Origin of the sequence: Estrella lausannensis (assembly GCF_900000175.1) — a bacterium.
Taxonomy (GTDB): Bacteria; Chlamydiota; Chlamydiia; order Chlamydiales; family Criblamydiaceae; genus Estrella; species Estrella lausannensis.
In genome coordinates, this window is the sequence record NZ_CWGJ01000019.1 from 66,378 (window position 1) to 81,446 (window position 15,069).

12 protein-coding genes are annotated in these 15,069 nt (G+C 49.6%); 6 read left to right on the top strand and 6 right to left on the bottom strand.

Translation table 11 applies throughout. The annotated features are described in order from the left end of the window. The first annotated feature begins 1 nt into the window (after position 1). Together ELAC_RS07255 and ELAC_RS07260 are read left to right on the top strand one after the other, a co-directional pair. Positions 2-1,081 (top strand): ATP-grasp domain-containing protein, encoded by a 1,080-nt coding sequence (locus tag ELAC_RS07255; RefSeq protein ID WP_098038624.1) that lies wholly within the window; start codon positions 2-4, stop codon positions 1,079-1,081. Next, entirely contained in the window at positions 1,078-1,758 is a 681-nt protein-coding gene (locus ELAC_RS07260) for a PHP domain-containing protein (protein WP_098038625.1), read from the top strand. The genes ELAC_RS07255 and ELAC_RS07260 overlap by 4 nt, the downstream gene beginning before the upstream one ends. Positions 1,759-1,838: 80 nt before the next feature. Here ELAC_RS07260 and ELAC_RS07265 read toward each other — a convergent pair whose 3' ends face one another. The 3 genes from ELAC_RS07265 to ELAC_RS07275 all read right to left on the bottom strand — a co-directional run bounded on the left by ELAC_RS07265 (position 1,839) and on the right by ELAC_RS07275 (position 6,085). Further along, complete coding sequence (locus tag ELAC_RS07265) at positions 1,839-3,302, bottom strand: lipopolysaccharide biosynthesis protein (protein WP_098038626.1); 1,464 nt, start codon at positions 3,300-3,302, stop codon at positions 1,839-1,841. Then, positions 3,299-4,474 carry a glycosyltransferase gene (locus tag ELAC_RS07270; protein ID WP_098038627.1) on the bottom strand — a complete coding sequence of 392 codons (1,176 nt, stop codon included), beginning with the start codon at positions 4,472-4,474 and terminating at the stop codon, positions 3,299-3,301. Before ELAC_RS07270 ends, ELAC_RS07265 begins: the two co-directional genes overlap by 4 nt. A gap of 366 nt (positions 4,475-4,840) precedes the next feature. Next, positions 4,841-6,085 (bottom strand): glycosyltransferase, encoded by a 1,245-nt coding sequence (locus ELAC_RS07275; RefSeq protein WP_098038628.1) that lies wholly within the window; start codon positions 6,083-6,085, stop codon positions 4,841-4,843. Between the two features lie 257 nt (positions 6,086-6,342). Here ELAC_RS07275 and ELAC_RS07280 point away from each other — a divergent pair, with 257 nt between their 5' ends. From ELAC_RS07280 to wecB, 4 genes are read left to right on the top strand one after another with little or no spacing between them, the layout of a single operon-like run. Next, positions 6,343-7,641: a nucleotide sugar dehydrogenase gene (locus ELAC_RS07280; RefSeq protein WP_098038629.1), complete on the top strand. Its 1,299-nt coding sequence runs from the start codon at positions 6,343-6,345 to the stop codon at positions 7,639-7,641. A 17-nt stretch (positions 7,642-7,658) separates the two neighbouring features. Continuing rightward, positions 7,659-8,768, top strand: a complete 1,110-nt coding sequence (locus ELAC_RS07285) for a DegT/DnrJ/EryC1/StrS family aminotransferase (protein ID WP_098038630.1) — start codon at positions 7,659-7,661, stop codon at positions 8,766-8,768. Positions 8,769-8,779: 11 nt separating this feature from the next. Beyond that, complete coding sequence (locus ELAC_RS12015; RefSeq protein WP_098038631.1) at positions 8,780-10,435, top strand: Gfo/Idh/MocA family oxidoreductase; 1,656 nt, start codon at positions 8,780-8,782, stop codon at positions 10,433-10,435. Further along, a complete protein-coding gene (gene wecB, locus ELAC_RS07295; RefSeq protein WP_239414432.1) occupies positions 10,425-11,537 on the top strand; it encodes a non-hydrolyzing UDP-N-acetylglucosamine 2-epimerase in 1,113 nt (370 codons plus the stop codon). The genes ELAC_RS12015 and wecB overlap by 11 nt, the downstream gene beginning before the upstream one ends. Here wecB and ELAC_RS07300 read toward each other — a convergent pair. From ELAC_RS07300 to ELAC_RS07310, 3 genes are read right to left on the bottom strand one after another with little or no spacing between them, the layout of a single operon-like run. After that, a complete protein-coding gene (locus ELAC_RS07300) occupies positions 11,534-12,838 on the bottom strand; it encodes a hypothetical protein (protein ID WP_098038632.1) in 1,305 nt (434 codons plus the stop codon). The two genes, wecB and ELAC_RS07300, sit on opposite strands and share 4 nt — an antisense overlap. Then, positions 12,838-13,692: a glycosyltransferase family 2 protein gene (locus ELAC_RS07305; RefSeq protein ID WP_098038633.1), complete on the bottom strand. Its 855-nt coding sequence runs from the start codon at positions 13,690-13,692 to the stop codon at positions 12,838-12,840. The genes ELAC_RS07300 and ELAC_RS07305 overlap by 1 nt, the downstream gene beginning before the upstream one ends. Further along, positions 13,689-14,987, bottom strand: coding sequence for a glycosyltransferase family protein (locus ELAC_RS07310; protein ID WP_098038634.1), 1,299 nt, complete (start codon positions 14,985-14,987; stop codon positions 13,689-13,691). Before ELAC_RS07310 ends, ELAC_RS07305 begins: the two co-directional genes overlap by 4 nt. Positions 14,988-15,069 lie beyond the last annotated feature (82 nt).

Below are 15,069 nucleotides of genomic sequence, written 5' to 3' on the forward strand. Positions count from 1 at the left end.
TATGCGAATTGCCGTAACGGATGCCTCCTACAAACATGCGATGGCTCTCGCACATTACCTGAGGCGTTTCGATCCCTCTTTCAAGGTTACAGGAATCACTCGGTCGCTCCCGCGCTTCTCTTCGCTCTACTCCGGTGTCTACGACCAACTCCTTGTCGCTGATTTGAAAGATCTGCTTGAAATGGACTCATTCGATCTGATTATCCCTGTCGGCGACGCATCAGTAAAACTGCTCTCCGATCTTGAATGCAAACAGGCTATCTTGCCACCCAAGGAATCGCTTGCCATCGCCCTCTCAAAGAGAGAGTCGATGAAGCTTGCCGAATCTTTAGGTATCCCCGCACCCAAAACTTACCCCTTTCAAAGTGCCGAGGAATTAAAATCCTATAGCGGACCCTTTCCGGTGGTCGTGAAGGCAAGCCTGGAGGCGGGAAGGAATATTGTTCATTATGTCGATGACTTGGAAAACCTAAAAAAAGCCTATCTCTCGGTGCAAAACGATCCCTCCCAGAAGATGGCACCGCCTCTTGTTCAAGAGCTCGTGCAAGGAGCAGGGCTTGGCTTTTTTGCTTTTTATCAATCAGGAGAGTTGAAACGGTTCTACATGCACCGGCGCATCCGCGAATACCCCCTGACCGGAGGTTCTGCAACAGCGGCCAAGACCTATTATCATCAAAAAGCGTTTGACGCGGGAAAGAAGCTTCTCGACACCCTTCAGTGGAACGGTCCTTGCATGGTGGAGTTCAAGCACGATGAGAAGACGGACGAGATCAAATTGATCGAGATCAATCCTAAACTGTGGGGATCGCTTGAGCTTGGCCTTGCGGCCGGTCTGAATTTTGGAGAATATCTTGTCAGGGCATTTCGAGGAGAAGAGCTTCATCCCCAACTCCAAAAGAGCTATCCTGATTTACACTTCTATTGGCCTTTTGAGGGGGACCTCTTTGGCATTTTTGCAGGGGCCAATTTCTCTTGCCTTGCAGACTATTTTCAAAAGGGGTATCAGACAAATATCAAAACGAACGGGATGACACTCAGCTTCCTCAGGCTGGCTGCGGACATCAAAAGGAAATTGCGATGAGAGGGATCTTTCACTTACACACCCGCCACTCCTTTGACTCAATGACTTCACCTGCCAAAATCGTGGATGTGGCGATCAAAAACAAACTTGATCTTCTGCTGATTGCAGATCACGACACTTTGGCCGGTTCCATAGAAGCAAAAGAGATCGCCCGAGAGAAAAACCCTAATCTGCAAGTGCCGATCGCAGGGGAATTCTTCACCGATGTCGGGGATATCATCGTCGCCGACGTACCTGTTGATTTTGCCCCCTCTTTTGACCACAAAGACCTTTGCAAGCGCGCCAAAAAAGCGGGAGGGTTCACGGTCTTGCCCCATCCCCTAGACGGTCATCATCTGGAAAAGATCGATTTTACCTGCATCGATTGCATCGAGATCTTCAACTCTCGTTCCAGGCCCGAACACGACGTTCTCTCCAAAGAACTTGCTCAGCGGCATCAAAAGCCGGTGATTTATGGGGCCGATGCCCACTTTTCCCAAGACCTGCTCAACTGCCTCTTTGAGTGGGAAGGCCCGCTCCTCAGCCCCTCTTTCATGAAGCCTATTCGCTTGGTTAAAACTCCGTCCTACAGGAAAAGTCTTTCCCAGGCGATCAAAGGAATCAAGCAGAAAGATCCCGCCCTTTTTGCGCGCAGCCTGATTCGAGCTTTGAAAAAAGCGAGCAGCTCATCTCATTGAAAAAGTCTCCCCTCTCCAACTCAACGTAAAGAAGCCAAGGCACACTATAGCAAATAGTGATTTGAATTTGTGGGCAGGCTCTAAGCTTCTCTAGTGACAAAGCGAGCCATCATGTTTTTCACCTGCTCTTTTTCATCGGTCTCTAAGATACGGTGCCACAAATAGATCAGATAGAGAATCACTCCAATGAAGGCATTGAAAAACTGGTAGGGAAGATAGTCCGGTTGAAAAAGAGAAAGCACAAAGACAAAGCAAAGAGCTGTCAACACCTTAAAAAGACGACCCGTCTCATACTGAAGATGCAGCCGACGCCTCAGAAAAACAACGGCTCCGCTTGAGAGGAAAAGACAGGCCAGAAACTGCGCTGCCGCCGCTCCGACAAATCCTAAAAAATAGGATAATGGGTAGGCCATAAAGAGCGCGACCACTCCAAAAATAGCCTCGAGAGAGACTTGCCAAACGCTTTTTTTCTTAAGAACAAAAAGAGGTTGGTGGATGGCATAAAAGCCATATACCGCTTGCGCAAGAGTCAACAAACCGATCGCTCTCCACCCTTCTGATAGCGGGCTTGGCACCAAAACAGTCATCAGGGGCTTGGCAAAAAAACAGGCCGCAGCGACGGGGATGGAAATGATGGTCAGGTAAGCTCTTGTCATCTTGCGAACTGCCTGCACAGTCTCCTGATCATTCTGGATAATTCGGGCGATGGCAGGAAACCATGCGGTCATCATACCCATGACGAGTAGCTCTAGAATCTTCGAGCAATTTTGGCTGACAAAGAAGATTCCGCCCTCTTCAAACCCTCTCGTCTCGACGAGTGAAAGCCTAGTTCCTGACTGCAGGAGAAATGAGCCAACAAAAGACATCATGAAAGGAAGACCGGCAGCAAGCGAGGCTCTAAATTCTGTCCCAAAGGAGAGAGTGAGCTGAACTCTTGCAAGTGCAATAGCCAAAAACAGAGGCAGGAGCAGCGCCTGCGCAAAAAGCTGGCCAAGAAGAGGTCCTAAAGGGCCCAGACCTTTGCCGATCACAAAATAGAGAGTCAAAAACGAGGAGGACAAAACTTCAAAGACAGCCAAAAGGACTACGGTTCCGGCTTTCTGTTCAAATTTAAGATACGAAGTAAAGGGAATCAAGAGACCGGAGAGAGAAACAGAAAGGAAAGCGACAACCACCAGCAGACCATACTCCGGCTTTCCCAAGAGAAGATAGGAGAGCGTCTCTCTTCCTAGATAGACAGCGAGAAAAAGAGCGGCGTTATAGGCCATAATCGTTAAGAAAGAAGACCAGATGAGTCCGTCGCGAACCGACCTGTCATTCGTGCTGAAGTACCCCTTGGCCAATGACCAGTTAAGCCCCAGCGTTGCAATCGAAGTTGCAACCAAGCTCAAAATGGCCAGCATACCGAGCGCGCCGTAATCTTCCGCCGTCAAGTACCTTGAAAGGATCGGAAGAAGCAAAAAGGCGATCATACGGGGAAGGATTTGTCCCATGCTATAGAGCACGGTATCTTTGAGAAGTCCCTTTGAAGGAGAGGGTGTCATCGCGCCAAAACCTCCCGGTACAAAGCAAGGTAGCGTGAGGCTATTGCTGCGGAATGAAAACGGCTTTTTGCTATTTTGTGGATCGACTGCGGGTCATAGTTGCCCCGAATAAGACGAAGCAACCCCTCATAAAACTTCTCTTCATCCCTTTTGGGAACCAAAATGCCTGTCTCCTCGGTGACTATGTCTTCCGGGCCTCCGCACCTTGTGGAGAGAACGGGAAGTCCGGCTGCCATTGCTTCTATCAAGGCAACACCAAAGGATTCGCTGTCAGAAGAAAAAAGAAACGCCCGGCTCTCCATTAAATGCTTGCGCACCGCTTCACGGGAAACTTTTCCCGGCATCGAGACCTTGCCTTCGAGATTGAGATCTTTGATAAACCCCGAGAGCCTCTCTCTTTCCGGACCTTCGCCCAAGATGACAAGACGAGCTCTCTTCTCTTGGCTTAAAAAACGATGAAACGAGCGGAGAAGCATGGGGAGGTTTTTTCTCTCTTCCAACTGGGCGACTGTGATGAGCTGAAAGCCTTCTTTTTCCACTTCATCACGAGGCTTAAAAAAGTCGGTGTCCACCGAATTCGGAATCGTCAAGAAGCGAGACGCATCTTCCAAATATTCCTGAAGAACAGACGTCAGGGGCGTGGAGACCCCGACTACTTTTGAAGCGGCATGAAATGCCCTCTTCATGGGGGAATAGGTCCAGCATGCTTTAATCTCCGCATCGAGCGCAATCCTATCGACGAAGTGATTTCTGTGCTCGGTGACAACAAACGGAATACCCCACCTCTTTGAAAGCGATGCCGCGGCGATCCCTCCCCAGAGAAAACTATGGGCGTGGAGGATGTCGGGTTTACCCCACCTCTTGACATAACTCTTGAGGGCAAATTCCGCATAGGATATCCAAGCCGACATCTGTAATTTGCCGATTCGGGGAAAGAGGTTCCATCCATGGAGGCGGGTTGTTTGAATGCTCTCTTCCACCCCTTCGCTTTTTTGGAACCGGTTATTGGCAAGCAGTCTCAAGCTTAAGTTTTTAAGAGGTCTAACTTCAGGATAGATCACTCCCACTTCCGTTCCAAGCTTCATCATGGCAAGAGCCTGTTCTTTAAAAAAGATGCCAAGGAGCGGATCTTCTTTCTGGGGGTACCAGGAGGGAATGAAAAGGACGTGCACGGCAGTCAATCCTTAAAACACAATTATTTCTGACGGAGAAACTAAACGAAGAGCGGTCAAAACAGGCGTAATCCGCATCCGTCAACAAACTCTATAACGAAAGCGTCTCAAAATTTGGTTTTTGACAAAGAGAAAGCTCCCCAAGATTGAAAGATTACAAGTCACCTAATATTAAAAATATGAGGTGACTTGTAATCTTTCAATCCTGAGACTTTCTCAAAGTCAAAACCCCAAATTTTGAGATACTTTCGGTATAAGCAACAACTCTAGGCAAGGCGCCTGTTAATTGCAATATGCCGAAAGCGTCTCAAAATTTGGCATGAAGGCCTTGAGAAAGCCAAATTTTTGAGACACTTTCAGTTAACTTTAAGGCAAAGCCCGCAAAGCTGCCGGAGACTCGATTGACTCTTCCCTGTAGCGTTGCTTAGTTCGTTGGACCAGCTCGTCTAATTTACCGTTAATCCACACGAGATTTTTCTTGATGCGGTCGCGGACATGTGCCGGCAGAGAACTCTTGGCAAGAAGCATCTCGGATGAGAGTTTGGATTCGTGATACATTCCGACCCAGTAGGAGGCGATCGAAAACTCAAGCAAAAGGCCATAATCGTAAATCCAACTCTCCACAAAAAGCAGATCTTTCGACTCCTTGATGTTTAAGCCGAGCGCTGCCGCCTCATATGCCTCCTTCCAGTTTTCCTGCCTGCGCTGATAATTAGCTAGTCTGTAGAGTGGTTCAGCTCTTGAGGGTTGATAGAGATAGGCCTTTTTGAATGCAGCGACCACCTCTTCTGGAGGTCTATTCAGCCTCTCTTTCAAGAGTGCGACCTGCAAAAGGGACCAAAAAATCTCCGACTTCCATCCGCCCATCAAGAGGCGATTTTCGTAGGCAGCAAGCGCTTTTTCATCATCACCGGCGTCGCGGTAGCTTTGAGCTAGGTAGAAAGCATAGCGCGTGTTACCGGGCTCTTTTTGGAGCGCTTCCTCAAGAAGGAGCGCATCTTTTTTGAATTTATCAGGATCTTTCGAGCGCGCCCCGTCGTTTCTTGGGATGTTGGCAAGCCCCGCAAACGTCGAGGAGCTTTTGGCCTCGTTCGAGTAAAGGGCCTCATGAAGCACCCCTCTCCATTCCCACTTCAAACTATTTCTAATCAGCTGTGTGCGTCCATATTTTGTCCCGGACAGCCGAGTCTCTATATAGTAGAAATCTTTGGTAAGCGACGGGAGTTTGAATGACGATTCATACACGAGCGTCTCATCGGCATCGATGATTAAAACATAGTCGCCCTTGTCTTTGGCAAGCTGCAGGGCTTCGTTGCGGTTATGGCCGAAGTTTACCCATTTCCTCTCGTGAAGCTCCCCCGGGATGTCTGCCATGATCTTCTGGATCAGCTCCTGTGTTCCATCCGTTGAGCCGGTATCTACGATCACCCAGTAATTAATCAACGGTTTTACGGAGGCGAGACAGCGCTCGATCACCGCCTTCTCATCCTTGACAATCATGTTCAGGCAGATGGTAGCCTCATGAGGCAGCAGACCCGATGGGAAGCAGAGAGCAAAGAAGATAAAAACAAGCAGATTTTTGATGGTTCTTCTCCTGTCTATATAAGACACAGGCCGACAATGCCATGTTAGCTCTCTGCTGTCAAATAAAGGGGCAGACCGAAGTCAATAGATGATGAAAAATTGAATTTAAATAATGCAAAAGGAAATCTTCTGGCGTTTCAATAGGGACAACACTCTCTATAAATGGGTCAAATAGACCCCTTCAGGGGCTTGAGCTCAATCGCGGTATAAAGTTTCAATCGATATTTCTTGTCAGACAGCTCCCCATTTGCTACAGTCTGACCCCTGAAACGGGACTAGCAGATATGCCGCTTACAATCGACAACATCAAACAAAGAAAAGCCCGCATCGGGATTATCGGCCTCGGCTATGTCGGCCTTCCCCTTGCACTCACCTTTTCCGAAGAAAAATTTCAGGTGATCGGCTTTGATATCGACAAAAAGAAAGTCCACTCCATCAATCAAAAACAGAGCTACATCAAGCACATCAATCACGGCAGGCTAGCCCGATTCGTCGGGGACGGTTCCTTCCAGGCAACCGATGATTTTTCAAGAATCCAAGAGTGCGATGCTGTCATCATCTGCGTTCCGACCCCCTTGGACCATCACTTAGAACCCGATCTTCAATACATCAAGACAACGACCGAAACAATTGCCCCCCATCTGAAACCCGGAACTTTGGTCTCTTTAGAGAGCACCACCTGGCCCGGCACCACAGAAGAGATCGTCAGGCCAATCCTTGAATCAAAAAGCTCTCTGAAAGTGGGCAAAGACCTGTACCTCTGTTTCAGCCCCGAGCGTGAAGACCCCGGCAACAAAAATTATTCCACCAAGAGCATCCCCAAGCTTGTCGGCGCTGTCGACGAGGAGAGCCTGTCTCTCTCCGTTGCTCTCTACTCCCAGGCTATCGAACATGTCGTCCCTGTCTCTTCCACGCAAGTTGCCGAGCTAGCCAAGCTTTTTGAAAATATATTCCGCAGCGTCAACATCGCCTTGGTCAACGAGCTTAAAGTCATCTGCGAACCCATGCAAATCGATGTCTTTGAAGTCATCCGTGCAGCGGGAACCAAACCTTTCGGATTTATGCCCTTCTGGCCCGGCCCCGGGCTTGGCGGACACTGCATCCCGATCGACCCTTTCTACCTGACGTGGAAAGCCAAGGAGTTTGGCATCCGTACCCGTTTCATTGAGCTTGCAGGAGAGATCAACCGCTCCATGCCGAAATATGTGGTCTCTAAAGTGCAAGATTGCCTGAACTTCTACTGCAAGCCTCTGAAGGGATCCAAAATTTTAGTGCTAGGCCTCTCCTATAAGGCCGATGTCGATGACATGAGGGAAAGCCCCAGCCTTGAGCTCATCAGGCTTTTGGAGAGCAAGGGCGCCCGTTGCGAATACCACGACCCGTATATCCCTTCGATCGGAGCCAACCGCGAGTATAAAGAGCTCGAAGGAAGGACAAGCCAGGAGCTCTCAAGGGATTATGACTGTTTCTTGTTGTCGACCGCCCACAGCGTTTTTCCCAAAGAAGAAATTCTCTCACTCAGCGTACCCATCGTCGATACCCGCAATTTTTTTCCCCAGCATAAGCTCGTTCATCCGGCTTGAAAGATAAGGATCACATCATGGAATTCATCGATATCAAAACCCCCTATCGCCTCCACAAACAAGAAATAGACCAGGCTATTCACAAAGTGCTGGACAAAGGCGCTTTCATTATGGGCGAAGAAGTTGCCGAATTAGAAAAGCAGCTTGCCGCCTATGTAGGGGCAAAACACTGCATCGGCGTATCCAGCGGCACATGCAGTTTGATGATTGCCCTCATGGCTCTCGGAGTCGGTCCGGGAGACGAGGTGATCACGGTGCCATTCACCTGGATTTCGACAGCGGAGGTGATTCCCCTTGTCGGCGCCAAACCTGTATTTGTCGATATCGAAAGCGACAGCTACAATATCGATCCTGAAAAGCTGAAAAGAGCTATCACGAAAAAGACCAAAGCCATCATCACAGTTAACCTCTTTGGCCAGATGGCCGACTACAGCCGCATCAATCCGATCGCCGAAGAACACGGCATCCCCATTATTGAAGATGCAGCCCAGAGCTTCGGAGCTAAGAATAATCAAACGATGTCCTGCTCGGCAACCCTGATCGGCTCAACGAGCTTTTTCCCGGCAAAACCCTTCGGCTGCTATGGCGATGGCGGCGCCCTGTTTACTTCGGACGACCAACTCGCGGCTAAAATGCGCGCGATCAGAACACACGGAGGGGAGGTGCGGCACCACCATCCTTATCTTGGCTTGAATGGGCGTCTCGACACCATGCAGGCAGCTATCCTCCTTGCCAAATTTCCGCATTTTCAAAAGGAAGTCGAGGCAAGGCAACAGCTTGGCGAGAGGTATAACCGGCTTCTGGAAGAATTTGTTAGCACCCCGCGCATCATGCCTGGAAACACCCACGTCTTCGCTCAGTACACTTTCAGGGTATCGGCAAGAGAAGAAGTTGCCAAAGCGCTCAAGGAAAGAGGAGTTCCGACAGCCATCTACTATCCCAAATGCCTTCATGAACAGCCGGTGTTCTCCTCCCTTGGCTATGGTAAAGGCTCATTCCCCGTCTCTGAAAAAGCGGCTCAGGAAGTACTTAGCATACCAATGCATCCCTATCTCACAGAAAAAGACCAGCTCTTGATCACAACAGCCGTTAAAGAAGCAGTCTCCCCCTTCATGTCCTTACGCTAAAAGGCAGCATTATGAACGAAAATCTAAAACCCTCTCTCGCATTGATCGGTGGCGGTCGCTGGGGAAAAAACCTGCTCCGCAATTTCCACTCACTTGGCGTCCTCCACACACTCTGCGACGCCAACGAAAAATTGCTAGACTCCTATCAGTCTCAATATCCGGGAGTGCGCATGACGGCAAGTCTTCATTCTGTCATGCACGATCCGGCTATCGACAAGGTTGCCATAGCAGCCCCAGCCCTCATGCACTTCCAGATCGCCAAAGAGGCGCTCATGTGCGGAAAAGATGTTTTTGTCGAAAAACCGATCTGCATGAATGTCCAGGAAGGAGAGGAGCTCATCAGGTTGGCTCAGGAGAGAGGTAAAATCCTCATGGTGGGCCATATCCTCCAATATCATCCCGCGATCCACAAGTTGGAAGAGATGGTCGGAAGAGGCGAGCTCGGTAAACTGCAGTACATAGCGTCCAACAGACTCAACCTCGGCGCTTTCCGCACAGAGGAGAATGCTCTGTGGAATTTTGCCCCCCACGACATTTCTGTCATTTTGTCCCTTGCCGGCAACAGACTGCCCGAAGAGGTGCGCTGCACCGGAGGCAATTATATATCCCAAGGCGTTGCCGATACGACGATGACGACCATGACCTTCGACCAAGAACTCAAAGCCCATATCTATGTCAGCTGGCTCCATCCATTTAAAGAGCAAAAGCTGGTTGTGATAGGATCCCACGGCATGGCAGTCTTCGACGATACAAAACCCATTGATGAAAAGCTGGCAGTGTTCCGCAACTATGTCCGCTGGAGCCAGGGGTCCATTCCGGAAGTGAACTCTTCCCAGCCCGAGTTTATCCCCTTAGCCTTAGGAGAGCCTCTTAAGGCCGAATGCCAGCACTTCCTAAATTGCTGCCAAGAGAGAATTTCCCCAAAAACAGATGGTATCGAAGGACTTAGAGTTTTGAAGGTGTTGGAAGCCGCCCAACTTTCGCTGGAATCTTCCGGAGAGAAATTTCATCCCAAAAAACTGCCTGTCTTCTCTTTTGCCAAACCTTCGTATTTCGCCCATGAAAGCGCATGCGTTGATGATACAGCCACAGTCGGCCACGACACCAAAATATGGCACTTCAGTCATATCATGAAAGGTGCAACGATCGGCGACCGCTGCTCGATCGGACAAAACGTCGTCGTCAGCCCGGCGGTATCGATCGGCTCGGGAGTCAAAATCCAAAATAACGTCAGTATCTATACAGGCGTCACAGTTGAAGAGGACGTATTCATTGGGCCGAGTGCGGTCTTCACCAACGTCATCAACCCAAGAAGCCCCATTCCAAGAAAAAATGAGTTCAAGCCGACAGTGATTAAACAAGGGGCGACGATCGGAGCTAACAGCACCATTATATGCGGAATCACTATCGGGCGCTTCTCATTCGTGGGAGCCGGAGCGGTCGTCACAAAAGATGTTCCCCCTTACGCCCTCGTGGTGGGAAACCCGGCAAAACAGACAGGATGGATGAGCCGCGCCGGCTACAAACTCCCCCTCCCTCTTAAAACGCCTCAAGGTGAGACCCTCTCAGCTAAATGTCCCGGCACCGGCGAAGAGTATCTACTGGAAGGCGCACTATTAAGAGAGCGAGAAAATGCACCTAAGGAAGAAATGGTTCATGCGCGCTAGCAAAATCAAAATCGCTACCATTGTCGGAGCAAGGCCGCAATTTATCAAAGCAGCCATGACAAGCTTGGCGATTGAGAAAATGAAGGCCGCTCTGCCGTTGGAAGAGGTCATCATCCACACCGGGCAGCATTTTGACAAAAATATGTCGGACATCTTTTTCGAAGAGCTTTCGATCAAAAAGCCGGACTATAACTTGGGCGTTGGAGGACTTTCCGCAAGCAAGATGACGGGACGCATGATCGAAGCGCTCGAAGAACCCCTTCTCATTGAAAAGCCGGACCTTGTGCTGGTCTTCGGAGACACCAATTCGACTCTGGCCGGAGCTTTGACCGCTTCAAAGCTTTTGATTCCTTGCGCCCACGTCGAGGCAGGACTGCGGTCTTTCAACCGCTCCATGCCCGAAGAGATCAACAGGGTTGCTGTCGACCATCTTGCGGAATGGCTTTTCGCACCGACAGAGGCTTCCCTAAGACAGCTTAAAAATGAAGGGATCGATGACAAGCGGCTTTTTCTGACCGGAGATATTATGGCCGATGCTTTGTATCACTATGAAAAGAAGGCCGACGAGCAATCTTCTGTCATGACCACTTTGGGGCTGAAAAAGAAAAACTACATCCTAGCCACCGTCCATCGCCAGGAAAACACCGACAATCAATCCATCCTTGAAGAAATCATGGAGGGCCTCGCCTCACTTTCTTCGGAGATGGAGGTTATCATGCCGATCCATCCAAGATCACTGAAGCTGCTCACCCAATATGGGCTGATCGATTCTCTACAAAGAAAAATCCGCTTCGTCAATCCGGTTGGCTACCTCGACATGCTGGCACTGCAAAAAAATGCCATCGCCATCGCCACTGACTCCGGAGGCGTGCAAAAAGAGGCGTACCTGCTCAAAACGCCCTGTTTCACCCTGCGCACCGAAACTGAGTGGGTTGAGCTTATCAAGGAGGGGTTCAATGAACTCGTGCCGCTGTCAAGGGAAGCAATTCCGATAGCGATCAGGAGAGGGATCGGCAAAGAGAGAGACTGGTCGAAGAACCTCTACGGTGATGGAAAGGCAGCCGGGAAAATCATAGAGATTCTCTCTGCAAAAAAATCTTAAAGTACTGCTGCAGGCGCGAGCGAAAGGAGCCTCTCCTCTTTTTCCACGAGGGCATAGCCGGCTGAAAAAAAGATAAGACTCATCGGCTTGTAGGCCAGATGCGCATCAAAAAAGACCATATTCATCAAGAGGACAACCACCATCCATTTCACATAAGGGGAGAGATTCATCATCTCCTTGAAGAAAATCGCGTAAAGGAAAGTTCCGATAAACCCCAGCTCCACAAAGATTCTGAGAAGCCCTCCATCGAGTCCGGCAGAAGCAAAGCCCGGTCCTATGCCCTGCAGGTAGCACTCGGGATTTAGGACAAAGACTTTGAGGGCGTAGCACCACTTATGGATACGCATCCACCAGCTCATGTCATACCCATCGTCATATTCGACTGTTTCGTTTCCAAGAGGGTTATAGCTGGTTTCAATACGGTGCCAGACCTCCTCAATCAAATCGAGGTTATCCCAGGAAAATAGGGCGAAACTCCTCTCATAGAGCTCATCGATGTGAGGAAGGATAACCACCAAAACCCCCCCACCGATCGCCAGCAGGAGCATCCCTAAAGAAACCTGGGCCATTTTCCGGCTTTTGCCACAATATTTCAGGTAAAAGATGAAGGCCACCACATGGGCGACCAAAGAGGCCCTTGAAGCGGTCCAAAGCACCAAAGCTCCAATACTAAAAAACAGGGCGTAGGGAAGGCTCTCTTTCAAGATCCCCTCTTTCCTTTCATCGATGTATCCGCTGAAGAGAAAATAGCAAAACAGCAGGTTTAGAAGCGCTCCCATCTCGGAGGGAAAAGAGGCGATGCCAGGAATCCTTCCGGAAACATACATGAACCCATCCACGGAGACAGCAGGCATCAACCCCAACCACTGCAGAGTCATGATCACGGCGTTCCAGCCTAGGAACAGAAGCATGACCAGAGAAAGCGAGAGGCGGCCAAAGGCCATCTGACCGATATAAAAAAAGAGGAAGTATTCCAGGGGACGGAGTGCGTAAAGGATGCTGGAGGTCACGTTAATCTCATCCAGGATCAATAAAAGCCTGTTAAAGGCAAAGGAGAGCAAAGACAGGGCAATCAGTGCAAAAAGAGCCTTTTCTATTTTATGTAAAGGCTTCCTCAGGCTCAAAGAAGCAAAAAGGAAGAAAAGAGAGAAGCCAAAGAGCAGAATATCATCGACACGCACCCCGGCCGTCTCCGTACCGCCCATAGAGATCAAATTGACTTTGGGAAGAAAAAAAAGGGGGACGATCAGCCATAGGCACGCTTTCATCGAAGGAGAGTCTAAGACTTGCGACCAGCTCATCACAGATCCAGCATTTTAACGAATAAATATTTGCATGAGGAATAGGCAACTCCGAGAGGGGAGCGCATCCGCCAGTTGATCCTCATCTCGTTCACGGCCGAACAGAGCCGGAATTGTCTGGGCATTTTGCTGCGGTCGGGATTCCACCCGCGGCAATGATAGGCCGAAAGCTTCGGGTTAAAGAGAATCGACCAGCCCTTCCTTCGCAGACGAAAACTTAAATCGATGTCCTCTTTATACATGAAAAACGATTCGTCAAATATCTCACGCTTCTGTCCTAATCCGGCAAGGGCTTCAGCCCTTAGGAACATCAACGCGCCGCAGATGGCAGGCACTTCCTCCACTCCATTCAAGGAGCTCTCACCCACTCTTTTGCCCTGCCCCCGATCCCCGTAGCTACCCCACAACGAGCGGAAAATGCCCGTAGAATCATACCTACCTGTCGGCTTGTCTTGATCAATATCGTAGCCGAGCAGCGTCCCGCTTACAGCCCCGCATTTTTTATTGCTCTCCTCTTCCATGAAAGAGACAGCCTTCTCAATAAAATCCGGAAAAAGAAAAGCATCGGGGTTTAAAAGGAGGATATAGTCATACTCAGGTGCGAGGGCTTGGTAGCCGATGTTGTTTCCCTTGCAAAACCCGATATCATCCCCCGCGAGGATAAGCCGCCCATTCTCCTTTTGTCCGAAAGGTGCGAGGTACTGCTTGTCTTTCGAGCCACTGTCGACAATGACGATCTTGTCTGCTTTTTTCGTCTGTTTTTCCAGACTCTCCCATGCTTTATAGATGAACCGCTCGCTGTTATGGGTCACGATGATGACCGCGACAGAACCGGTTTTGCCACGCACGTTCATGACTTTTCCTTCATTTTCCGGGATATGATAGAGAGCAATGTACAGGCGATCTCTTTTCTTGAAAAGCGCTTAAGGGCCTCATCGCCGAGCTCGACTTTAGGAATTTTCTCCTTCTTAAGAGATCGGGTTAAAAATGCGGCCAGGGCGGCCTCCCCTTTTACGACCTCCCCGGCATTCAGAGCAAGTATCCTCTTCTCGGCAGAATCTAAGGGACAGGTTCCGGCAGAAATAATGGGCGTTTTGGAGTAGAGATACTCAAAAAGCTTCCCCGTAAGCACCCCTTCCACCGAAGCGTCGCTCCAGGGAAGAAAGAGCAGAAAGTCCGCGTCACGCTGAGCGACTAGCGATTCTGTCCTACTGATGAACCCCGCAAGACGCACCCAGCGGTCCACGCCAAACTGCTCAATTTTGAGAGCGAGATCGGCATTTCGCTGGCCGTAAAACAGCACTTCCAGCCTCTCTAAAAGAGCGGGGTTTTCATCTGCCACAAGGCGAATCGCTCTTAAAAGGGGGGTGGGGTCTCTTTTACCCATGTAAATCGAGCCGGTGTGCACAATCCGGAGCTTGCCATCTTGAGGGAAGAAAGGACCTGCCGGCAAGCTGGCCAAATCAGTCCCGTCAAAGCCGTTTTCGACCGTAATCGTCTTCTCTTTACCGTGCTTTTTGCCAAGTGCGTCGGCAAAAGGATCGCTGATGGTGGTGATAAGGTCAGCATCAAGCAGCATTTTTCTCTCAAGAACCTGCTCTACCTTGCTGAAGGGAAAAACACCCGGATAGATGTAGTTATCGCTCCAGGTGTCTCTGTAATCGGCAACCCAGAACCTCGCAGCCCCTGCCCTCTTTAACCGCCAGGCAATCAGGTGAGTCGCATAGGGCCCGCAAGACGAAAGCACCACGTCGTAGGTTTCCCTCCTTTTCACTAAAGGATAAGCTTTAATAGCCCATAGATCAGCGATATCCGGCATCCGACAAGCGTTCATGACCCCTTTTTGAAACCGGAGATAATCAATCCCCTTCTTCAAAAACGATTTCAGGCCGCGAGAAGGGGTGGAAGGAGCGGTAATTCCGTCGTGATAGTTCCTTTTCCACCGGTTAAAAAAAACAGGTAAAGGCGCTTCAATTAGAGTGGCAAAATCGAGAGGGTAATCGAGCGGTTTGGGTTCATTGATCTTTTCAGTGGTGAGAACCTCCACTTGATGGCCCCTTTCGCTCCAAAATTTGGCGAATGAATAGGGTCTTAGGGAGGCGATGGAGTTTTGCGGAGGAAAGAAGGTGCTGATGATTAAAATACGCATAAAACCCCCCTGCTTTTGTCAATCGGCAAGGCACTTAAAATTAACATAGTTACAAAATTTACAATGATTTAAATACATCTTA

Bases quoted from the DNA above. Each gene is read 5' to 3' on its own strand.
- ELAC_RS07280 (WP_098038629.1), top strand. From the start codon at position 6,343: ATGCCGCTTACAATCGACAACATCAAACAAAGAAAAGCCCGCATCGGG.
- wecB (WP_239414432.1), top strand. From the start codon at position 10,425: ATGCGCGCTAGCAAAATCAAAATCGCTACCATTGTCGGAGCAAGGCCG.
- ELAC_RS07285 (WP_098038630.1), top strand. From the start codon at position 7,659: ATGGAATTCATCGATATCAAAACCCCCTATCGCCTCCACAAACAAGAA.
- ELAC_RS12015 (WP_098038631.1), top strand. From the start codon at position 8,780: ATGAACGAAAATCTAAAACCCTCTCTCGCATTGATCGGTGGCGGTCGC.
- ELAC_RS07260 (WP_098038625.1), top strand. From the start codon at position 1,078: ATGAGAGGGATCTTTCACTTACACACCCGCCACTCCTTTGACTCAATG.
- ELAC_RS07265 (WP_098038626.1), bottom strand. From the start codon at position 3,302: ATGACACCCTCTCCTTCAAAGGGACTTCTCAAAGATACCGTGCTCTAT.
- ELAC_RS07255 (WP_098038624.1), top strand. From the start codon at position 2: ATGCGAATTGCCGTAACGGATGCCTCCTACAAACATGCGATGGCTCTC.
- ELAC_RS07300 (WP_098038632.1), bottom strand. From the start codon at position 12,838: ATGAGCTGGTCGCAAGTCTTAGACTCTCCTTCGATGAAAGCGTGCCTA.
- ELAC_RS07310 (WP_098038634.1), bottom strand. From the start codon at position 14,987: ATGCGTATTTTAATCATCAGCACCTTCTTTCCTCCGCAAAACTCCATC.
- ELAC_RS07305 (WP_098038633.1), bottom strand. From the start codon at position 13,692: ATGAACGTGCGTGGCAAAACCGGTTCTGTCGCGGTCATCATCGTGACC.